At 60.5% G+C, this 21,692-nt stretch carries 17 protein-coding genes; 9 read left to right on the top strand and 8 right to left on the bottom strand.

Going from position 1 to position 21,692, the window contains the following annotated elements:
* Window positions 1–99: 99 nt before the first annotated feature.
* The 4 genes from clpX (at window position 100) to AB4P90_RS17905 (ending at window position 6,492) form a co-directional block, all read left to right on the top strand.
* Complete coding sequence (gene clpX, locus AB4P90_RS17920) at window positions 100–1,383, top strand: ATP-dependent Clp protease ATP-binding subunit ClpX (RefSeq protein ID WP_003192254.1); 1,284 nt, start codon at window positions 100–102, stop codon at window positions 1,381–1,383.
* Between the two features lie 187 nt (window positions 1,384–1,570).
* A complete protein-coding gene (gene lon / locus AB4P90_RS17915) occupies window positions 1,571–3,967 on the top strand; it encodes an endopeptidase La (protein WP_003192252.1) in 2,397 nt (798 codons plus the stop codon).
* A 149-nt stretch (window positions 3,968–4,116) separates the two neighbouring features.
* The gene (locus tag AB4P90_RS17910; protein WP_003174819.1) at window positions 4,117–4,389 is read left to right on the top strand and encodes an HU family DNA-binding protein; all 273 of its coding nucleotides are present in this window, start codon (window positions 4,117–4,119) and stop codon (window positions 4,387–4,389) included.
* A gap of 228 nt (window positions 4,390–4,617) precedes the next feature.
* Window positions 4,618–6,492 (top strand): SurA N-terminal domain-containing protein, encoded by a 1,875-nt coding sequence (locus AB4P90_RS17905; RefSeq protein WP_014718987.1) that lies wholly within the window; start codon window positions 4,618–4,620, stop codon window positions 6,490–6,492.
* 81 nt (window positions 6,493–6,573) lie between these two features.
* Here the strand turns inward: AB4P90_RS17905 and nhaA are convergent, their stop codons facing one another.
* A complete protein-coding gene (nhaA, locus tag AB4P90_RS17900; RefSeq protein ID WP_395605204.1) occupies window positions 6,574–7,917 on the bottom strand; it encodes a Na+/H+ antiporter NhaA in 1,344 nt (447 codons plus the stop codon).
* Between the two features lie 118 nt (window positions 7,918–8,035).
* Entirely contained in the window at window positions 8,036–9,217 is a 1,182-nt protein-coding gene (locus AB4P90_RS17895) for an MFS transporter (RefSeq protein WP_395605203.1), read from the bottom strand.
* Window positions 9,218–9,333: 116 nt separating this feature from the next.
* On the opposite strand from AB4P90_RS17895, the gene AB4P90_RS17890 reads away from it, so the two are divergent.
* Window positions 9,334–10,233: a LysR family transcriptional regulator gene (locus AB4P90_RS17890; RefSeq protein WP_395606103.1), complete on the top strand. Its 900-nt coding sequence runs from the start codon at window positions 9,334–9,336 to the stop codon at window positions 10,231–10,233.
* 88 nt (window positions 10,234–10,321) lie between these two features.
* Window positions 10,322–11,113: a DUF2242 domain-containing protein gene (locus tag AB4P90_RS17885; protein WP_395605202.1), complete on the top strand. Its 792-nt coding sequence runs from the start codon at window positions 10,322–10,324 to the stop codon at window positions 11,111–11,113.
* A gap of 366 nt (window positions 11,114–11,479) precedes the next feature.
* Here the strand turns inward: AB4P90_RS17885 and AB4P90_RS17880 are convergent, their stop codons facing one another.
* Complete coding sequence (locus AB4P90_RS17880; RefSeq protein ID WP_019819480.1) at window positions 11,480–12,514, bottom strand: AraC family transcriptional regulator; 1,035 nt, start codon at window positions 12,512–12,514, stop codon at window positions 11,480–11,482.
* Between the two features lie 4 nt (window positions 12,515–12,518).
* Window positions 12,519–13,649 (bottom strand): carbon-nitrogen hydrolase family protein, encoded by a 1,131-nt coding sequence (locus AB4P90_RS17875; RefSeq protein WP_019819478.1) that lies wholly within the window; start codon window positions 13,647–13,649, stop codon window positions 12,519–12,521.
* A gap of 211 nt (window positions 13,650–13,860) precedes the next feature.
* Here AB4P90_RS17875 and AB4P90_RS17870 point away from each other — a divergent pair, with 211 nt between their 5' ends.
* A complete protein-coding gene (locus tag AB4P90_RS17870; protein WP_019819476.1) occupies window positions 13,861–15,900 on the top strand; it encodes an NADPH-dependent 2,4-dienoyl-CoA reductase in 2,040 nt (679 codons plus the stop codon).
* 57 nt (window positions 15,901–15,957) lie between these two features.
* Window positions 15,958–16,848, top strand: coding sequence for a 1-aminocyclopropane-1-carboxylate deaminase/D-cysteine desulfhydrase (locus AB4P90_RS17865; protein WP_289328775.1), 891 nt, complete (start codon window positions 15,958–15,960; stop codon window positions 16,846–16,848).
* A gap of 151 nt (window positions 16,849–16,999) precedes the next feature.
* On the opposite strand, the gene AB4P90_RS17860 is transcribed toward AB4P90_RS17865, so the two are convergent.
* From AB4P90_RS17860 to AB4P90_RS17850, 3 genes are all read right to left on the bottom strand, one after another.
* On the bottom strand, window positions 17,000–17,554 hold the full coding sequence (locus AB4P90_RS17860) for a cytochrome b (protein ID WP_014718978.1): 555 nt from the start codon (window positions 17,552–17,554) through the stop codon (window positions 17,000–17,002).
* A gap of 114 nt (window positions 17,555–17,668) precedes the next feature.
* Window positions 17,669–18,496 carry a phosphonoacetaldehyde hydrolase gene (gene phnX / locus AB4P90_RS17855; RefSeq protein ID WP_014718977.1) on the bottom strand — a complete coding sequence of 276 codons (828 nt, stop codon included), beginning with the start codon at window positions 18,494–18,496 and terminating at the stop codon, window positions 17,669–17,671.
* A gap of 28 nt (window positions 18,497–18,524) precedes the next feature.
* Complete coding sequence (locus AB4P90_RS17850; protein WP_395605201.1) at window positions 18,525–19,634, bottom strand: 2-aminoethylphosphonate--pyruvate transaminase; 1,110 nt, start codon at window positions 19,632–19,634, stop codon at window positions 18,525–18,527.
* A 112-nt stretch (window positions 19,635–19,746) separates the two neighbouring features.
* Between AB4P90_RS17850 and AB4P90_RS17845 the strand changes: the two genes are divergently transcribed.
* The gene (locus AB4P90_RS17845; RefSeq protein WP_014718975.1) at window positions 19,747–20,601 is read left to right on the top strand and encodes a LysR substrate-binding domain-containing protein; all 855 of its coding nucleotides are present in this window, start codon (window positions 19,747–19,749) and stop codon (window positions 20,599–20,601) included.
* Here the strand turns inward: AB4P90_RS17845 and AB4P90_RS17840 are convergent.
* Entirely contained in the window at window positions 20,577–21,467 is an 891-nt protein-coding gene (locus AB4P90_RS17840; protein ID WP_275968188.1) for a LysR substrate-binding domain-containing protein, read from the bottom strand. The two genes, AB4P90_RS17845 and AB4P90_RS17840, sit on opposite strands and share 25 nt — an antisense overlap.
* Window positions 21,468–21,692: the final 225 nt, after the last annotated feature.

Here is a 21,692-nt window from a genome sequence, read left to right as displayed (position 1 = left end):
AAATAGGGCTGGTCGGCATGTCCGACCACTGGCGGGCTTGAAAAAGCCCGCATAAGCCTTCATCTTGTGTTGCAAGCCTATCGGATTTGGATCGAACGAATGACTGACACCCGCAACGGCGAGGACAACGGCAAGCTGCTCTATTGCTCCTTCTGTGGCAAAAGCCAGCATGAAGTACGCAAATTGATTGCCGGCCCCTCGGTGTTTATCTGCGACGAATGCGTCGACCTGTGCAATGACATCATCCGTGAGGAGGTGCAGGAAGCCCAGGCCGAGAGCAGTGCGCATAAATTACCTTCGCCTAAAGAAATCAGCGGCATCCTTGACCAGTACGTCATTGGTCAAGAACGTGCAAAGAAGGTTCTGGCCGTAGCGGTGTACAACCACTACAAGCGCTTGAACCAGCGTGACAAGAAAGGTGATGAGGTTGAACTCGGCAAGAGCAACATCTTGCTGATCGGTCCTACAGGCTCGGGTAAAACCCTGCTTGCAGAAACCCTCGCTCGCCTGCTGAACGTTCCGTTCACCATCGCCGACGCCACCACCCTCACCGAGGCTGGCTACGTGGGTGAAGATGTCGAGAACATCATTCAGAAACTGCTGCAGAAGTGCGACTACGACGTAGAGAAAGCCCAGATGGGTATTGTCTACATCGACGAGATCGACAAGATCTCGCGCAAGTCTGATAACCCGTCGATCACCCGGGACGTTTCCGGTGAAGGCGTGCAGCAGGCCCTGTTGAAACTGATCGAAGGCACGGTTGCGTCCGTACCGCCGCAAGGTGGTCGCAAGCATCCGCAGCAGGAATTCCTTCAGGTTGATACGCGTAACATCCTGTTCATTTGTGGCGGTGCGTTCTCCGGTCTGGAGAAGGTGATTCAGCAGCGTTCCACCCGTGGCGGCATTGGTTTCAGTGCGGAAGTGCGCAGCAAGGAAGAGGGCAAGAAGGTGGGCGAGTCCCTGCGTGAAGTCGAGCCTGACGATCTGGTCAAGTTCGGTCTGATCCCGGAATTCGTTGGCCGTCTGCCGGTCCTGGCCACGTTGGACGAGTTGGATGAGGCGGCTTTGATCCAGATCCTCACCGAGCCGAAAAACGCCCTGACCAAGCAATACGGCAAATTGTTCGAGATGGAAGGTGTAGACCTCGAGTTCCGGACCGACGCGCTGAAATCGGTGGCCAAGCGAGCACTGGAGCGTAAGACCGGTGCACGTGGCCTGCGTTCTATCCTCGAAGGCGTGTTGCTCGACACCATGTACGAAATCCCCTCGCAGTCTGAGGTGAGTAAAGTGGTGATCGATGAAAGCGTGATCGAAGGCAAGTCCAAGCCACTGTATATCTACGAAAACAGTGAGCCGGCTGCCAAGGCTGCACCCGACGCATAAGCGTTCAGCAGTTGCGGTACAAGCAAGGGGCCTCTAGGGGCCCCTTGTCTTTGGGGGCGTTTCTTAGGGCGGTGGTTAAATTCGCGTGTATTCATGCGTTTAACTACTGGCATTGAGCTTGTTTTTTTTGCATGTAACCCCCATCTTGGTTTCAAGCTTATTTTTGAACTGTCATAGAGGCGAAATCATGAAGACAACCATCGAATTGCCTCTCCTGCCGTTGCGCGATGTCGTCGTCTATCCGCACATGGTTATCCCGCTGTTCGTGGGGCGCGAGAAGTCTATCGAAGCCCTCGAGGCCGCGATGACGGGCGACAAGCAAATCCTGCTGTTGGCCCAGAAGAATCCTGCTGATGATGATCCGGGTGAAGATGCCCTGTATCGCGTCGGCACCATTGCCACTGTCCTGCAATTGCTCAAGCTGCCCGATGGCACCGTCAAGGTGTTGGTCGAAGGTGAGCAGCGCGGTGCCGTAGAGCGCTTTATGGAGGTGGACGGCCACCTGCGCGCGGAAGTGGCGCTGATCGAAGAAGTCGAAGCCCCGGAGCGTGAATCCGAGGTGTTCGTGCGCAGCCTGCTCTCGCAGTTCGAGCAGTATGTGCAACTGGGCAAGAAAGTTCCGGCTGAAGTCCTGTCGTCCCTCAACAGCATTGATGAGCCAAGCCGCCTGGTCGACACCATGGCCGCCCACATGGCGCTGAAGATCGAGCAGAAGCAAGACATCCTCGAAATCATCGACCTGTCGGCCCGTGTCGAACACGTATTGGCGATGCTGGATGGCGAAATCGACCTGTTGCAGGTTGAGAAGCGTATCCGTGGCCGCGTGAAGAAGCAGATGGAACGTAGCCAGCGCGAGTACTACCTGAATGAGCAGATGAAGGCCATTCAGAAGGAGCTCGGCGACGGCGAGGAAGGCCACAACGAAATCGAAGAGCTGAAAAAGCGTATCGATGCCGCTGGCCTGCCCAAAGACGCCCTGACCAAGGCCACCGCCGAGCTGAACAAGCTCAAGCAGATGTCGCCAATGTCGGCCGAAGCCACTGTGGTGCGCTCGTATATCGACTGGTTGGTGCAAGTGCCGTGGAAGGCCCAGACCAAGGTGCGCCTGGACCTGGCCCGTGCTGAAGAGATTCTCGACGCTGACCATTACGGTTTGGAAGAGGTCAAGGAGCGCATCCTTGAGTACCTCGCCGTGCAAAAACGTGTGAAAAAAATCCGCGGTCCGGTGCTGTGCCTGGTCGGGCCTCCAGGTGTGGGTAAAACTTCCCTGGCGGAATCGATTGCCAGCGCGACTAACCGCAAGTTCGTGCGCATGGCCTTGGGTGGCGTGCGTGACGAAGCTGAGATCCGTGGTCATCGCCGTACCTACATCGGTTCGATGCCAGGAAGATTGATTCAAAAGATGACAAAAGTGGGTGTACGCAACCCGCTGTTCCTGCTCGATGAAATCGACAAAATGGGCAGCGACATGCGTGGCGACCCGGCGTCGGCCTTGCTCGAAGTGCTTGATCCCGAGCAGAACCATAATTTCAACGACCATTACCTGGAAGTCGACTACGACTTGTCTGACGTAATGTTCTTGTGCACCTCCAACTCCATGAACATTCCGCCAGCCTTGCTGGATCGGATGGAGGTGATTCGTCTGCCGGGCTACACCGAAGACGAGAAGATCAACATCGCGGTCAAGTACCTGGCGCCCAAGCAGATTTCGGCCAACGGCCTGAAGAAGGGCGAGATCGAATTCGAGGTCGAGGCGATCCGTGACATCGTGCGCTACTACACCCGCGAGGCCGGTGTACGGGGCCTTGAGCGCCAGATCGCGAAGATCTGCCGCAAGGCGGTGAAGGAGCACGCGTTGGAAAAACGCTTCTCTGTGAAGGTGGTCGCCGATTCCCTGGAACACTTCCTGGGCGTGAAGAAATTCCGCTACGGCCTGGCCGAGCAGCAGGATCAGGTCGGCCAGGTGACTGGCTTGGCGTGGACCCAGGTGGGTGGCGAATTGCTCACCATCGAAGCAGCGGTGATTCCGGGCAAAGGCCAGTTGATCAAGACCGGCTCCCTGGGTGATGTGATGGTCGAATCCATTACGGCCGCGCAGACCGTGGTACGCAGCCGCGCCCGCAGCCTGGGCATCCCGCTGGACTTCCACGAGAAGCACGACACCCATATCCACATGCCGGAAGGGGCGACCCCCAAAGACGGCCCTAGCGCTGGCGTAGGCATGTGCACGGCGCTGGTATCAGCGTTGACCGGCATTCCTGTGCGCGCTGATGTCGCGATGACCGGAGAAATTACCCTGCGTGGCCAGGTATTGGCGATCGGTGGTCTGAAAGAGAAATTACTCGCTGCGCACCGAGGTGGAATCAAGACCGTGATCATTCCTGAAGAGAATGTTCGCGACTTGAAGGAAATTCCTGACAATATCAAGCAGGATCTTCAGATTAAACCGGTTAAATGGATTGACGAGGTCCTGCAAATTGCGCTGCAATACGCGCCGGAGCCCTTGCCGGATGTGGCCCCGGAGATCGTCGCGAAGGACGAAAAACGCGAGTCCGATTCCAAGGAAAGAATTAGCACGCATTAATGTGTTGGAGCCTGGGGGGCTTCCTTGACAGCTTTTTAGAGCCCTTGTTATAAAGCGGCTCTTAAGTGTCTGTAGGCCATTCAGCACTGGTTTTGCTTTTTACCAAAAAACTTAGAATCATACTCAATAGATATATAAGGGGACTTAGAGTGAACAAGTCGGAACTGATTGATGCTATCGCTGCATCCGCTGATATCCCGAAAGCTGCTGCTGGCCGTGCGCTGGACGCAGTAATCGAATCCGTCACTGGCGCTCTGAAGGCCGGCGACTCCGTGGTACTGGTAGGCTTCGGTACTTTCTCTGTGACTGACCGCCCAGCTCGCACTGGCCGTAACCCACAGACCGGCAAAGCACTGCAAATCGCTGCTGCCAAGAAACCAGGTTTCAAAGCCGGTAAAGCCCTGAAAGAAGCCGTTAACTAAGCTTCGTTCAAGCCTTTGCTTACCCGGGTCGGACGCAGGTCTGGCCTGGCAGCGGAGCGGTAGCTGACCCACGTATCGGGTCGCCACGCCGGGGGTGCAGATTCGAACCCCCGTCCGCTCCGCCAGTTACGAGAAGGCGCATCCTCGGATGCGCCTTTCTTCTATCCGGACTCTACCCACGCTCCACGGTTGCCTAATTTTTGAAGTTCAACCGTTTCTGGGGGACGCATGCTGCAAAATATCAGGGACAATTCACAAGGCTGGATTGCCAAGACCATTATCGGGATCATCGTCGCTTTGATGGCGTTCACCGGTATCGAAGCCATTTTCCAGGCTTCGGGTAATAACAAGCAGGACGTGGCCAAGGTCAACGGTGAACAAATCACCCAGACCGAGCTGAGCCAGGCTGTCGATATGCAACGGCGCCAGCTGATGCAACAGTTGGGTAAGGATTTCGATGCTTCCCTGCTCGACGAAAAACTGCTGCGCGATGCTGCCCTCAAGGGCCTGATCGATCGCAAGCTGCTGCTGCAAGGCGCTGCCGATTCCAAGTTCGGCTTCTCGGAAGCTGCGCTGGATCAGGTGATCCTGCAGACGCCGGAATTCCAGGTGGACGGCAAGTTCAACGCCGAACGCTTTGACCAGGTGATCCGTCAGCTGGGCTATAGCCGCATGCAATTCCGTCAGATGCTGACCCAGGAAATGCTGATCGGCCAGGTTCGCGCAGGCATCGCCGGCAGCGGGTTTGTGACCGACGCCGAGGTGCTGGCATTTGCCCGTCTGGAAAAACAGACCCGCGATTTCGCCACCGTCAACATCAAGGCTGATCCCGCGGCGGTGAAACTCACCGACGATGAGGTCAAAGCCTACTACGACCAGCACGCCAAAGAGTTCATGACCCCGGACCAAGTGGTCATCGACTATCTGGAATTGAAGAAGTCTTCCTTCTTCGACCAGGTGACTGTCAAGGACGATGAGCTGCAGGCTGCCTACGAGAAGGAAACCGCCAACCTCGCTGAACAGCGTCGTGCCGCGCATATCCTGATTGAAGTCAACGACAAGGTCACCGAGGCGCAAGCCAAGGCCAAGATCGAAGACATCCAGGCGCGCCTGGCCAAGGGTGAGAAGTTCGAAGCTCTGGCCAAGGAGTTCTCCCAGGATCCAGGTTCGGCCAACAATGGCGGCGACCTCGGTTTTGCTGGCCCTGGTGTTTACGACCCGGACTTCGAAACCGCCTTGTACGGCTTGAAGCAAGACCAGGTGTCGGCGCCGGTGCGCACCACCTTCGGTTGGCACCTGATCAAGTTGCTGGGCGTTGAAGCGCCTGAAGTGCCATCGTTCGCCAGCCTGAAAGACAAGCTGACCCGCGAGCTCAAGGCACAGCAGGTTGAACAGCGTTTTGTCGAAGCGACCAAGCAATTGGAAGATGCGGCATTCGAAGCCTCTGACCTGGCCCAGCCGGCGTCTGACCTGAAGCTGACCGTCCATACTTCCGCGCCGTTTGGCCGCGAAGGTGGCGAAGGTGTAGCGGCCAACCGTGCCGTGGTCACTGCCGCATTCAGCCCGGAAGTGCTGGATGAAGGTGCCAACAGCAGCGCCATCGAACTGGACCCGGAAACCATCATCGTGCTGCGTGCCAAGGAGCATCTCAAGCCGGCCCAACTGCCGCTCGAGAAGGTCGAGGCGGCCATTCGCACCCAGATGACCAAGGAGCGCGCAAGCGCTGCTGCCAAAGCCCGTGCCGACGAGTTGATCGCCAGCCTGCGTGATGGCAAGACCGCGCTGGACCAGCCGGTTGACGGTCAGGCTTGGAAGGTGACTGAGGCGGCTACCCGTGGTCAGGAGTCTATCGACCCGGCCGTGCTGCAAGCCTTGTTCCGCATGCCTAAGCCGGCGGCCAAGGACAAGCCTACCTTTACCACCGTGACCCTGCGCGATGGCAGCCTGATGATCGTGCGCTTGAACGGCGTGAACGAAGCGGCGGCCCCCACGGACGAAGAAAAGGCGCAATACCGCCGCTTCCTCGCTTCCCGTATTGGCCAGCAGGACTTCGCGGCCTACCGCAAGCAGCTGGAAACCCAGGCAGACATCAAGAAGTACTGATGCCGGCCTGAATAAAAAGACCCCGACCTGAAAAGGCCGGGGTCTTTTTTTGCCCTTGATAAAGTGAGTGCTGAATGCGCTTTAGGCGTTCTTGGCTGCAAACTTGAGCTTGCCCCACGTCAACCCGATCACCGCCGCCAGGGTTGAAGCCGCCAATACGCTCAGCTTCGCAGCCGACAGCAGGGCCGGGTCGGAAAATGCCAGGGACGAGATAAAGATCGACATGGTGAAACCGATCCCCGCCAACAGCCCTACCAGGCCAACGCCCGTCCAGGTCACACCGTCAGGCAGTTTGCAGATGTTGAGCTTGACCAGCGCCAGGCTCGCCAGCATCACACCCAGAGGCTTGCCGAGCACCAGGGCGAAGATGACGCCCATGAACACACCGTGGGCCAGCGGGTCATCCAGATTGAAACCGTCCAGGCTCACACCGGCGTTGGCCAATGCAAACAGCGGCATCACGCCGAACGCGACCCAGGGGTGCAGCGCCGATTGAACACGCTGCACTGGCGGCAGTATTTCCCGTTGAGCTTCGCGCAATTGTTTGAGGGGCGTGGCGACTTGCTGGGCCCCTTCGGCTGGCTGCGAGAACCGGTCCATCAGCTCGTTGAAGGTGCGTTCGATGGTTTCCAGCGGGCGTTCCCGGGTGGGCTTGGAATTGACGGGGGTCATCAAGCCAAGGATCACCCCGGCGAGTGTTGGGTGCACGCCGGTCTTGAGCAGGCCAAACCACACGATAGCGCCTGGCAGCAGGTAGATCGCCGCCTTGCTGATGCCCATGCGTTGGAACACCAACACCAGGGCCAGCCCGCCGACAGCAATCACCAAGCCCATGTAGTCGAGGCTGGCGGTGAAAAAGATCGCGATGATCAGAATCGCCACGATGTCATCGATGATCGCCAAGGCCAGCAGCAGGATGCGCACGCCACTGGGAATCGATTTGCCCAGCAGCGCGAGCACGCCCACGGCAAAGGCGATGTCGGTCGCGGTGGGGACCGCCCAGCCACTCGCGGCGGTGGTGCCGTGGTTGAGCAGGGTATAGATGAGGGCGGGCATCAGCACACCGCCCAACGCCGCGCCCAACGGCAGCGTGGCCAGCTTCAGGTTAGCGAGGGCGCCGTCTTTGATTTCCTGGCGGATCTCGGCTCCGACTACCAGAAAGAAAATGGTCATCAGCCCGTCATTCACCAGAAAATGCAGGGAGCGCGACACGCTGTAATCGCCCAGCCCGAGGGTGATGGGCGTGTTCCAGAAATGCTCGTAGGTCGCGGCGGCGGGGCTGTTGGCCCACACCAGCGCGACGATGGCGGCCAGCAGCAGCACGATACCGCTAACGGCTTCGATGTGTGAAAAGCGCTCAAGGGCGGACAGCGCGCCCTCAGTCAAACGCTGGGGGCGGGGGATGGCAGGGTGTTTATCAGGCACGACAAATCTCCATTGGCGGCCCGACCAATGCTTGGCTTTTAACCTGCGCCGTGCTTTATGCAACAACGCACCCAGGGGCGATGATAGGAAGGTGAGGAATAAGTTGTAAACAAACTTGTCATCGCGCGGGCAGCGCTTTACCCCGGATTGCACCCAGCGCCAACACGATCAATCCTAGAACTGCCCATGGAAATGCCACGACGCCCCAACGTTCGAGCAAGAGCCCGCCCACTAATCCACCTCCGGCGATGCCCAGGTTCCATACCGTAACCAACATCGATTGGGCGGTATCGGCCGAGTTGCCAGCCGACTTGGCCAGCGCGGTTTGCAATAGCGCTGGGAGGCCACCGAAGGCGAGCCCCCACAACGCCACGCTGACGTAAATGGCGACTACGCAGTTGAACCATAGTCCGAGCAGCAGGGCCGCAACGGCGAACATCGCGCAACTGATGAGGGTCAGCAGCCTCAGGTGCCGGTCAATCCAGATGCCTACCAGCCAAATGCTCAGCAGGGCCATCAGGCCGAACACCAGCAGCACGCGATCAATCTCGCGGTCGATACCGGCGGGCACCAGCAAAGGGGCGATGTAGGTATAGAGAATGTTATGCGCGAGCACGTAGGTAAAGGTCACCCAGAGCACCGGCCTGATGCCTGGCAACGCCAGTACCTGACGTAAGCCGAGGCGTTTGCTTGGCGGTTCACCGGCAAAATCCGGCAGTTGCCAACGCGCCCATATCAGCAGTAACAGGGTCAGGCCAGTCATGATGGCAAAACTGGCGCGCCATCCGACAAGCGTGCCCAGCAGGGTGCCGGCGGGCACGCCGAGGGACAAGGCCAGCGGCGCACCCAGCATGGCCACGGCAATCGCCCGGCCCTGCAGATGAGGTGCGACCATACGACTGGCGTAACCCGCCAACAAGGCCCACAGCAAGCCAGCGAACACACCGGCGAAAAATCGTGCAGCCAAGGTCAAGCCATAGAGGCTGGAGAACGCGGTGACGCTGTTAACCAATGCAAAACCGCCGATGGCGATCAACAGTAGCGGCCGCCGGCGCCAACCCCGGGTCAGCAATGTCAGGGGGATAGCAGCAAGCAACGAGCCGAGCGCATAGAGGGTCACCAGTTGCCCGACCAGGGCCTGGGAGACCCCAAGCCCAGCACCGATTTGCGGTAATAAGCCGGCGGGCATCGCCTCGGTCAGGATGGTGATAAAGCCGGCGCAGGCCAACGCCAGCAGACCGGCCAGGGGCAGGCGTTCAGCGTGGGGCGCTGTATCGACCAATAGGGGACTGTCGTTCATGGGCGCTCTCCTTGAAAGGGCAAGGAGCCAGGGTAGGGGGCTGCGAGGCGCGGAAAAACAGGCTAAGGTTCCGAACTTATCGGACGTTGATGTCCGCAATCGGCAAAGGCATCACCATGGACAATCTGGGCAGCCTCTCGGTTTTTGTGCAGGTCGCGCAAACCCTCAGCTTTACCGCTGCGGGCCGCGTACTGGGCGTGTCATCGTCGGCGGTGGGTAAAAGCATTGCGCGGATGGAGGAGCGCCTGGGCGTCAGGTTGTTTCATCGCAGCACCCGCAGTATCACCCTGACCAGCGAGGGCGCGCTGTTCCTGGAGCGTTCGCGGCGCATCCTGGCGGAACTGGAGGCGGCCGAACAGGAGTTGACTGAGGTCACTGCCAGCCCTCGCGGCAAGCTGCGGATCAGTGTGCCCCAAGTGCGCGGCTTGTTGATGCCGGTGATCAGCGATTTTATGCGCGCCTACCCGGACATTGAGTTGGATGTGGATTTTTCCGACCGCATGGTGGACGTGATAGAGGAGGGCTTCGACGCGGTGATTCGCACCGGCAAGCCAGAAGATTCGCGCTTGATGGTGCGCCATCTAGGGCATTACCAGTTGGTTCTCGTCGGTACGCCCGGCTATTTCGACCAGCATGGTACGCCCCATCGGCCACAGGACCTGAATCATCACGCCTGCCTGCGGCACAAATTCTGCGCCACCGGCAAGCTGGAGCCCTGGCCACTGCGTCCTGTCCCGGGGGCTGCGGAACTGAACCTGCGCGCACCGCTGGTCAGCACCACCATCGAGTCCCTCAATCATGTGGTGCAAGAAGGACTGGGCATTGCGTGCCTGCCGGACTACATGATCAACCAGGCCGTACAACATGGGCGTTTGCGACGGGTGCTGGATGAGCACCTCGAACATCGCGGCAGTTTCTGGTTGCTGTGGCCGGCCAGTCGCCATGCTTCGGCCAAGCTGCGGGCCTTTATCGATCATATGTGCGCCGGGCTTTTTCCTACTGACGCCGCTGTCTGAGCTTGAGATGTTTTACCGACAGGAATCGCGCTTCAATGTCGCGTTCTGTTGCACAATACCGTCCGGACCGTTTTCTTCAGGATTTTCAATGTCGACATCATTTCACTTGCGCAATCTCGGGTTGGCGCTGGTGCTGGCGGGCGCCGCGGGCTGCTCGTCACCCAAGACCGCTATCTATGAACATGAGAATTTCGACGATTCCGGTACGTTTTCCCGCGATTACCCGGTCAGCGATGTGGCGGCCTGTGAAGCTGCGCGCCGTGCCCTGCTGAGCCAGGGCTATATCATCACCAGCAGCGATCCGAAACTGGTGGCCGGCAACAAGAGTTTCCAGCAGACCGGCGAGACCCACCTGCAGATCAGTTTCAATGTGGTGTGCGCTGCTGATGGCAAGGGCAGCAATCACTCGACGATGTTTGCCAACGCCTTGCAGGACCGCTATGCGCTGAAGAAGGTCAACAACTCCGCGAGCCTCGGTGTGGGCGTGCTGGGCTCGGTGTCGATGCCGATTGGCTCCACCGACGACTCGATGGTGAAGGTGGCAAGTGAGACCGTCTCGGCACCGAAGTTCTACGAGCGTTACTTTGCGTTGGTGGACGTGTTCCTGCCGCAGGAGGTCAAGCAGGCCGAGCATATACCCGAGCAGCCCAATGCTGACCTGGGCGTGCCTGAACCCAAGCCCGCTTCGGCACCCGAGAAGGTCGAAGCGCCGAAGGAGGTGCCTGTAGCGCCTGCCGCTGCAGAGCCGCTTGCGCCGCCACCTGAAGCTGCACCGATTGCACCGGTGACAGAGCCCGCTCCGGTTGCGCCGGCGCCGACTGATCCTGCCTTGCCGGCCCCGACAGAAGCGATTCCACCGCTTCCGATGCCTGCGCAATAACGCAATGCTCTTTTAATGTGGGAGCGGGCTTGCTCGCGAATACGGCGTAACAGTCGCCAGGTGTGTTGAATGACACACCGCTTTCGCGAGCAAGCCCGCTCCCACATTTTGACCGAGGTTGCGGTTAAGTTAAATCCAGTGATCGCCGCTACGTTTAATCCTGAAGAGCAGGAATGTCACGACGTCGACATTTTTTCGTCATGACGGCACTTTAGGCTGGGTTCGCAGGTCATTAATCTGCAACCACTTTCAACACGAAAAGGAGTCCACCATGGACGATTACCAGGAAGAGCTGTTGGAGTACCAGGCATTCGAATTGGACCCGCTGGATCCGGTCGACGATGCCACCGAGCTGTAACGCTGACTTCAGGCGGAATGCCGCTGACTGCGGCGAAATTCCCCTGGGGTCTGGTTGTTCCAGCGTCTGAAGGCCCTTTGGAAGGCTTGGGCCGAAGCAAAACCGAGCAAGTAGGCGATCTCGCCGAACGCCAGTTCCGTATCGCGAATGTAGGTCATGGCCAGGTCGCGACGGGTGTCATTGAGGATCGCGCGAAACTGCGTGCCTTCCTCGGCCAGTTTGCGCCGCAATGTCCAGGTTGGCAGCTTCAAGCGTGCCGCCACTTCCTCCAGGTCGGGTTCCCGGCCGCCATTGAGCATCGGCCCGAGCAAACGGGTAATGCGCTCGCGCAGGCTGCGGGTGCGGGTCAATTGCTCTAATTCCCTTTCACACAGCTGTAGCAACAGGTGCCAGGTGCTTGGGCAATGCTGCGGGTTGCGCAGCGCCAGGGTGGGTTGGCTGAGGCGCAGTTGATTGACCTCGGCGCCGAAGTGGACCACGCCCTCTCCCAACACCCTGTAGTGGTCGTGGTAGTCCGGCGCGTCGAATTCGATTTCAATCCGCTGGGCCTGCACCGGCTGTTGCGCCAGGCCAGACAATTGCTGCAGCCAGCCGGCGATGATCGAATCCACCACAAAGCGGTTGTAGGCGTTATAGGGGCTGATGGAATAAAACCGCAGCCACGCGCCTTCAGCGTCTTCATGAAAGCTTGATTGCCCGCGATAGTTGGAGCCGTACAGCGCTTCAAAGCGTGTGAGCGTGCGCGCCGCTTCGCGCACTGTGGGCGCTTGGGCGGCGGTGACGCCGGCAAGACCAGCCTGGCTCAAGCGGCTGAGCTGGCCCATACGCAGGCCCAGGCCGGGGTTGCCGGTCAGTTGGATGGCCGCGTGGCCCAGGCGCATGTAGCGCGGGATCGACAAGCGTGCGCCGGCCTCAGCCAGGCGAGCTGGATCAAGGCCGTATTGCAGCAGCAGGGGCTGTGGGTCCAGGCCGTGGCTGTGGATGGCGTCGGCCAGGGTGTGCACGAAGCCCACCGACAGATCCCCCAGGCGCACCGGCTTCAAGGCGCTACAGCCAGATATTCAGCAAGCGCGCACCACGGGCGTCGCCATCGGCGAAGACTTGCCCATTGCGGCTGAGAAAACTCTGGCCGGCGCTGCCCAGGTCCCAGAATTGCCCGCGCAGAAAAACGCTCATGCCCGCGGTGGCTTCGCTGACAGGTGGCTGGCTGATCAGGGTAAGACGACGCCAGGCCGCGCCCTCACTGGTTTCTTCGGGCTTGAGGCTCACTTCTGAGGGCGTAGATACGCTCTTGAAACCGCGCCACGGACGCTCCCAGGTATCGCGGCCGGTGACAAAAGCGGGTACCGCGATCAATTGCGCGCCTTGCTCGTTGAGCTTGCGGTAGTTGTCCGGGTACCAGCTGTCGCTGCCGACCAGGATGCCCAGGCGCCCGGCGGGGGTGTCGACAACGTTGACGACATGCTCATCGCCCGGCTCGATAAAGCCACGCTCATCGTAGATCGGGTAAAGCTGGCGCTGCGGCTGGCCCAGCGGCAAGCCGTCGGCGGCAAACACCACGCTGACGTTGTACAGCGCGCCGTGGCCGATCTCCAGTTGTCCCTGGATCACGCTTGGGTTGGGCAGGGCGATGGAGCCGGCCACCAGGGTCACGCCAAATTCTTTGGCGAGGCCGCCAAACAACACTTGATAGTCGCGGGCCATGGCCGGGGCTTTCATGCGCAGGTATGCATCGTCCATGCGGTTGTCGCCGGTGGCGCTGATCCAGGCTTTGGCAAATTGCAGCGGGTTGCTGATCGACAGCCAGTTCATGGCGTCCTTGAGGTGAGCGGCCTGGTACAGCTCATTCTTCTCTGCGCCGAGCATCAGCCAGGTGCCGATATGTTCCGGCAGCACCACCACGGTCTTGGCATTGATCAGCCCAAGGTCCCGGGCATTTTGCAGGTAGGCCGACAGCTTCAGGTGCAGGCGTTCCAGGCTTTGGTAATCGGCAGGGAACAGTTCCGGCTGGATGCCCAACAGGTTGCCCCGGTCGGCCGGTTCGCCCTCGTTGACGGCGAGGGTGATGCGCAGGTCGGACAGGTAATGCGCCACGGGGCGCTCCTGGGTCCAGACCAAGTACGCGGCGAGGGAGGCAACCAGGGCCATGATGACGGTGAACGCTAGAAGTTTACGCATGGGGCAACAGACAACAGACCAGGTGCAGGGTTCGCGACTAGGGTAGGGCCCATGGCGTGGCTTGCCAAGGGGCACTGTGCATTTGGATCAATAACTTGTCAGTTTCAGTCATTGAGCCGTGGTCCACCGCCTCTTAGTCTGTGGGACATAAACCGATGGCACGCCGTTCGAGTGCGCCACGTCCCGTGATGATCCGTTGTGGAGCTGTACCATGACCGCTGCTGCCTACCCGCACCTGCTGGCCCCGTTGGACCTGGGTTTTACCACCTTGCGCAACCGTACCCTGATGGGCTCGATGCACACTGGCCTGGAAGAAAAGCCCGGCGGTTTCGAGCGTATGGCCGCTTACTTTGCCGAGCGTGCCCGTGGCGGCGTGGGCCTGATGGTCACCGGCGGTATCGGCCCCAATGACGAGGGCGGCGTGTACGCCGGTGCAGCCAAGCTGACCACCGAAGAAGAGGCGCGCAAGCACAAGATCGTCACCCAGGCCGTGCACGACGCGGGTGGCAAGATCTGCATGCAGATCCTCCACGCTGGGCGTTACGCCTACAGCCCCAAGCAGGTGGCACCGAGCGCTATCCAGGCGCCCATCAACCCGTTCAAGCCCAAGGAATTGGATGAAGAGGGCATCGAAAAGCAGATCCAGGATTTTGTCACCTGCTCGCTGCTGGCCCAGGTCGCCGGGTATGACGGCGTCGAAATCATGGGTTCCGAAGGCTATTTCATTAACCAGTTCCTTGCCGCCCACACCAACCATCGCACCGACCGTTGGGGCGGCAGCTTTGAAAATCGCATGCGCCTGGCGGTGGAAATCGTGCGCCGGGTACGCGAAGCCGTAGGCCCGAACTTCATTATCATCTTCCGCCTGTCGATGCTCGACCTGGTGGAAGGCGGCAGCGTCTGGGAAGAAATCGTGCAGTTGGCCAAAGCCATCGAACAGGCCGGCGCGACGCTCATCAACACCGGTATCGGCTGGCACGAAGCCCGCATCCCGACCATCGCCACCAAGGTACCCCGTGGTGCGTTCAGTAAAGTCACGGCCAAATTGCGCGGTTCGGTACAGATCCCGCTGATCACCACCAACCGCATCAACACTCCGGAAATTGCTGAGCAGATCCTGGCCGAAGGCGACGCCGATATGGTCTCGATGGCGCGGCCGTTTCTCGCCGACCCCGAGTTCGTCAACAAGGCCGCTGCCGGGCGCGCTGATGAGATCAATACCTGCATCGGCTGCAACCAGGCCTGCCTGGACCACACCTTTGGCGGCAAGCTCACCACCTGCCTGGTCAACCCGCGGGCGTGCTACGAAACCGAACTCAATTACCTGCCGGTCAAGCAGATCAAAAAGGTCGCGGTCGTCGGCGCAGGCCCCGCGGGTCTGGCCGCTGCCACCGTGGCCGCCGAGCGCGGGCATCAAGTGACCTTGTTCGACTCGGCCAGCGAGATCGGCGGCCAGTTCAATATCGCCAAGCGCGTGCCGGGCAAGGAAGAGTTCTTCGAGACCCTGCGTTATTTCAAGCGCAAATTGCAGACCACCCACGTCGAGCTGTGCCTCAACACCCGTGTGGACGTTGCGCAACTGGTAGCGGGTGGTTATGACGAGGTGATCCTGGCCACCGGCATCGCACCGCGTACCCCGGCGATTCCCGGTGTCGACAACGCCAAGGTCCTGAGTTACCTGGACGTGATCCTTGAGCGCAAGCCGGTGGGCAAGCGCGTGGCGGTGATCGGCGCCGGTGGCATCGGTTTTGACGTGTCTGAATTCCTCGTGCACCAAGGCGTCTCCACCAGCCTGGATCGCGAGGCGTTCTGGAAAGAATGGGGCATCGACACCCAACTGCAAGCCCGTGGCGGCGTGGCCGGGATCAAACCCGAGCGCCACGCGCCGGCCCGTGAAGTGTTCCTGCTGCAACGCAAGGCTTCCAAGGTGGGCGACGGCCTGGGCAAGACCACGGGCTGGATCCACCGCACCGGCTTGAAGAACAAGCAGGTGCAGATGCTCAACAGCGTTGAGTACCTGAAGATCGACGATGAAGGCTTGCATATCCGCATCGGCGCTGAGGGCGAGCCGCAAGTCCTGGCGGTGGACAATATCGTCATCTGCGCCGGCCAGGACCCGCTGCGCGAATTGCACGACGGCCTGGTCGCGGCCAACCAGAACGTGCACCTGATCGGCGGCGCCGATGTGGCGGCCGAACTGGACGCCAAGCGCGCCATCAACCAGGGCTCGCGCCTGGCGGCCGAGTTGTAAGGCGACAATAGGGGCGGTGTTAGACTACCGCCCCTTTTTTCATGCAGATGCGCCCACATGGGTCCTTTCGACTGGCTGCCCCACGCGCCCCTTGAATCTTTGCAGTTGGATTGGCTGAACGGAGTCGAGCTGGCCGTGCTGCGCCTGGACCGTATCGATCCGCTGATCAGCGGCAACAAGTGGTTCAAGCTCACCGAGCACTTGGCCCAGGCTCGCGATGCCGGAGCGTCAGGTATTATCAGCCTCGGCGGAGCCTACTCCAATCATCTGCACGCATTGGCGGCCGCGGGCAAGCGCTTTGATTTCTCCACCGTCGGCCTGTTGCGCGGCCATCCTCAAGACACACCCACGGTGCTCGACCTCAAGGCCTTCGGCATGCAACTGCATTGGCTCGGTTATGGTGGCTATCGCGCACGCCACGAGCCGGGCTTTTGGCTGCCTTGGCGCGAACAATATCCCCACCTCCATCCGATACCTGAAGGCGGCGGTGGGCTGGCCGGGGCGCAGGGCTGTGGCGTGTTGGCCGAGCAGGCGCGGGCGCAGTTGGGCAGCCTCGGTTGGACCGATTACGACGCCTGGTGGCTGGCGGCAGGTACCGGCACGACAGTGGCGGGGCTGGCACTGGCGGAGGCGGGTGCGCATCGGGTGTATGGTGCTCTGGCGGTGCCGGATGATCACGGTGTAGCGCAGAACGTGAGTGCCATCGTGCAGGACGGCTATACATTGCTGGACGCCAGTCGCGGTGGCTTTGCCAAGGTCGATCCGCTGTTGTTGGACTTCATCCAGTGCACCGAGCAAGCATGCGGTCTACCGTTGGAACCGCTCTACACCGGCAAGGCGCTGCTGGCATTGAAACAGCAGATCGAGGCCGGACGCTTTGCCCCCGGCACGCGCCTGATCTTCATCCACACCGGCGGCCTGCAAGGCCGCCGAGGCTTCAGCGACTGACGCAAACCCCTTGTGGGAGCGGGCTTGCCTGCGAAGGCGGTAGTGCAGTAGGAGATACTGTGACTGACACACCGCCTTCGCGGGCAAGCCCGCTCCCACAGGGGAGTTGCGCTTAACTGATGGCCTGAGTTCAGTCGATGAATGGGTTGGCTTAAAGCCTCCTCCCACCCGGCATCATGCGCAGCGCCGTGTTATCGCGCACCACATAATGATGAAAGATCCCCGCCAGTGCATGCAGCCCGATCAACCAATAACCGACCTGGGCGAACAGCACATGCCAGCCTTCAATCTCCTCGGCCAGCGCCTTGTTTTCCGCGATCAGCGGCGGCAATTCCATTCCATAGAACATCACCGAATGCCCTTTGGCACTGACGATCAACCAACCGGCAATCGGCAACCCGATCATCAACGCATACAGCGCCCAGTGCATCAGCTTCGCCAGCAGGTTCTGCCATTGCGGCGGTGCCGGCACGATCTTCGGCGCCACCCCCAGGCTGCGTGCGAACAGGCGCAGCCATACCAGCACAAACACGGTAAGGCCGAGCATAAAGTGCATTTCCACAATCAGCGTGCGTGCGCCGCTGCCTTTGGGGAATTGCCCGCGCAGTTCAATGCAGGCGTAGACCACCGCCAGCAGCACCACCATCAACCAGTGCAACGCAATGGACATAGTGCTGTAGCGCGTATCGGAATTTTTCCACGGCATCGCTGTGTTCCTCACTCATCAGGGCATACCTCCATTCTTTAGCGATGGAGTGCATTAACTGTATGCCTGTTTTGAGCGCTGCGCTTGTCGCCAATGCCCTTGTCTTGACTTCGGTCAGTAGGCCTGCGGCATTTCCCCGCGGGCCAGGCGCTGGTTGATGTCACTGATGACCCGTGGCAGATCGGTGATGGTGTCAATCAGGTAGTGTGGACGTGAAGCTTCGAACATCGCCTCGATGCGCTGGCGCTCGCTAGCCAGTGTGTCGCTGTCCAGGGCGCGGAATTGCTCGTAGGTGAGGCCCAGCGCGTTGCCCGAGCAGGTCAGGGCCACGGTCCACATGCCGGCACGTCGGCCTTCGAGAATGCCCGGCACGGTGTCGTCGACCTTCACGCAGGCGGCCACATCATCAATGCCCAGGGCGATCACGTTGGCCAGTGCCTGGGCCGGCCAAGGGCGACCGTTGGGGACTTCGTCGGTAGCCACGACGTGGTCGGCGACATAGCCGTTGGTGGCGGCCAGGGCCACGACCTTGTCCATCACTTGCTTGGGATAGCCGGAGCAGGAGCCGATCTTGATCCCTTGCGCCCGCAGCGCTGCAATGGTGTCGAGGGCGCCGGGGATCAGGGCCGAGTGTTCAGCGATCTTCTCGATCTGCAGCGGCATGAAGCGCTGGTAAATGGCGGTCACATCGTCGTCGGTCGGCGTGCGGCCGAACGCCTTGCGGTAGCGTTCGGCAACCTGCGGCTGGTCGCAGAGGGTACGGATATGGTCCCACTTGCCCATGCCCATCGGACCACGGGCTTCCTCGATAGACACCTGCACGTCGAACTCGGCGAAGGCCTCGACAAAAATCTGCGTGGGGGCGAAGGAGCCGAAATCGACCACGGTGCCGGCCCAGTCGAGGATAACGGCCTGGAGGGTGTTGGGGTTTTGATAGTTCATGGTTCAGATCCTGTGGTAATGGGGGGAGTCAAATATCCAACACTTCCATTTCTTGCAGCACCTCGGCGATGGCCTCGACCGCCGCGCGCATGCCGGCTGCGTCGACATGGCCGATGCAGCCCACGCGAAAGGTTTCCACCTGGGTCAATTTGCCGGGGTACAGGATGAAACCCTGGGCCTTGACCCGTTCGTAGAACTCCTTGAACTGGTAGCGCGGGTCTTTTGGGGCGTGGAAGGTGACGATGATCGGCGCCTGGATTGCCGCCGGCAGAAAGCTGCGCAGGCCCAGCGCGGCCATGCCATCCAGCAGTGCCTGGCAGTTGTCCGCGTAGCGTTGATGGCGGGCGGGCAGGCCGCCTTCCTCAGCGTATTGCAGCAAGGCTTCATGCAGGGCGGCGACCACGTGGGTCGGCGGGGTGAAGCGCCATTGTCCGGTCTTGGCCATATAGGTGTGCTGGTCGAACAGGTCCATCGCCAGGGAATGGCAGTTGCCCTGGGACGCAGCCAGCGCCGCTTTTTCGGCAAAGACAAAGCCCATCCCCGGCACGCCTTCCAGGCATTTGCCCGAGGCGGCAATCAGTGCGTCGAAGTGGATTTCGCGGGCATTAATCGGTAGCGCGCCGAAGGAACTCATGGCGTCGATGATCAGGCGCTTGCCGTGGCGTTTGACCACCTCGGCGATCTGCGGCAACGGGTTGAGAATGCCCGTGCTGGTTTCGCAATGGATCAGCGCAACGTGGGTGATGGCGCTGTCGGAGCTCAACAGGCGATCCACATCGGCGGCAGTGGTGGGCTCGTCTTCGGCGGTTTCAAAGGTGCTGAATTCGCGGCCAAGCACCTCGCAGATTTTCGCCAGGCGCTTGCCGTAGGCGCCGTTGATCAACACCAGCACCTTGCCATTGCGAGGAACCAAGGTGCCGATCGCCGCTTCGACGGCGAAGGTGCCGCTGCCTTGCAGCGGCACGCAGTGGTGGCTGTCCGCACCGTTGAGGATCGCCAGCAGATGCGTGCACACACTGGCTGTGAGCTGGTTGAAGCGGTCGTCCCACGACCCCCAATCCACCATCATCGCCTGGCGGGTGCGGGTCGAGGTGGTCAGGGGGCCGGGGGTCAACAGGATCGGCGCGGCAGTGGGCATGTCAAATCCTCGCAAGGTGTTGGGGTTCAAGCTACGGCGCCTAAATTGCAGTTTGGCTTGTCATCAATCAAATTGTTTGTTGTTATGCGAGCTATCAGTGAGGCCGATAACGATGAACCTATTCCAACTGCGTGCATTCGATGCCGTGGCCCGTGAGGGCAGTTTTACCCGCGCGGCGGCTCGGCTGTTTATCAGCCAGCCGGCAGTGACCGGGCATATCAAGGCGCTTGAGGAGCACTACCAGATCCCGCTGTTGCGCCGCACCGCCCGCCGGGTGGAGTTGACCGAGGAGGGCGCACGCCTGGCGGCCATCACGCGGGCGATCTTCGGTTTGGTCGACGAGGCGCAAACCATGCTGGAGGCCAACCGCCAGTTGCTCACCGGGCGCCTGGAAGTGGCGGCGGACGGCCCTCACTTGGTCATGCCGATGATCGCCAGCCTGCGCGCGCGCTACCCTGGCATTACCGTGAACCTGCGTTTGGGCAATGCTCAGGAAACCCTGGCGGCGCTGCTGTCCGAACATGCCGATGTGGCGGTGCTCACCGAGGTGGAGCCGCGCAATGGCCTGCACTTGCAACCCCTGGACGAGTCACGGATTTGCGCCTTGGTGCCGGCTGCGCATCCGTGGGCCAGGCAGGCCAGCGGTATTGAACTGGCGCAGCTGCATGAGGTGATCATGGTGCTGCGCGAGCCGAGCTCCATCACCCGCCGCACTTTTGATGACGCGTGCCTGGCGGCGAATGTGCAACCCAAGGTGCTGCTGGAACTGGACAGTCGTGAAGCCGTGACCGAAGCGGTGGCGGCAGAGTTAGGGGTGGGCGTGGTGTCGTCGATGGAGGTCAGCCCGGACCCGCGTGTACAGGCGGTACCGATCCTGGGCGATGGCCTGCTGAACCGGCACATGCTCGGCTGCATGGAGCGGCGCCGCTCGCTGCGCTTGATTCAGGCGTTTTTCGAGTTGGCGTGAAGGCTCTCACGCACGATCTCCAGGAAGGTCGCGACCACGCGGCGTGAACTCTGCTCTTTCAGGCACACCAGGGTTTCTTTCATGCGTTGTGTGCAATCGCGGATCGGCATGGCGTATACCCGCGCGTCTGCGCCGAACTCTGCCGCCGACACCACGCCCACGCCAATCCCCACCACCACGGCTTCCCGGGCGGCTTCGCGGCCTTCCACCTGGATGGCCGAGCGAATGCGCAGGCCGGCCTGGCGCATTTCCTGCTCCAGGGTTTGACGGGTGACCGAGCCGGTTTCCCGCAGCACCAGCGGAGTGTTATCGAGGTCGGCCAGGCAAATCGATTCGCGCCCGGCCCAGGCATGGTCACGTGCGACAAAAGCCAGTAGTTGATCGTCGGGCAGCGGCAGTGACAACAGGCGCGGATCATCGACATCGCGCCCCAACAGCGCCAGGTCGGCCTGGTAGTTGTAAAGGCGCGACAGCGACTCATCGGTGTTGCCGGTTTCGATTTTCACGCTGATCCCAGGGTAGCGCTGGCAGAAGCGCGCAATCTGCGGCAGTACGTGCACGGGCGCATCCACCGCCAGGGTGAGGGTGCCGGTGAGCAGGGCGCGTGAATCCTGCAGCAATTCTTCGGCTTCGGCTTCGATCACAAACAGGCGCTGAGTGATGCCCAGCAGGCGCTCACCCAGATCGGTCAGGCGCACCGAGCGCTTGTTGCGGTGGAACAGCAACACGCCGAAGCGCTCTTCCAGTTTGCGCACTTGGTCGGAAATCGCAGGCTGGGTCAGGAACAGGCGTTCGGCCGCCCCGGTAAAACTGCCGTGAATGGCCACCGCATGGAAGGCTTTGAGCTGGGCATGGGAAACCGACATAGCGCGTCCTCTTACAAGCTGGGCTTATATTTGAAATACGATAAATCGATTTTACCTATGAGTCAGCCATTGCTTTCATGCGCCTCAGTCGCCGTAGGTTGAGTCCTACAACCACGGCTGCCATGGGGGCAGGCACACCGCACCCATCTGACCAATACCGCGCTCTCCAAGGCCCGGCATTGCAGTGCTCAACCATAAAAACAACAGGCGTTTTCTTTCGATTCT

Origin of the sequence: Pseudomonas sp. B16120, from assembly GCF_044218845.1 — a bacterium.
Taxonomy (GTDB): Bacteria; Pseudomonadota; Gammaproteobacteria; order Pseudomonadales; family Pseudomonadaceae; genus Aquipseudomonas; species Aquipseudomonas paracarnis.
Note: the sequence above shows the minus strand (reverse complement) of the source record. Positions and strands in the feature narration are given on the sequence as shown.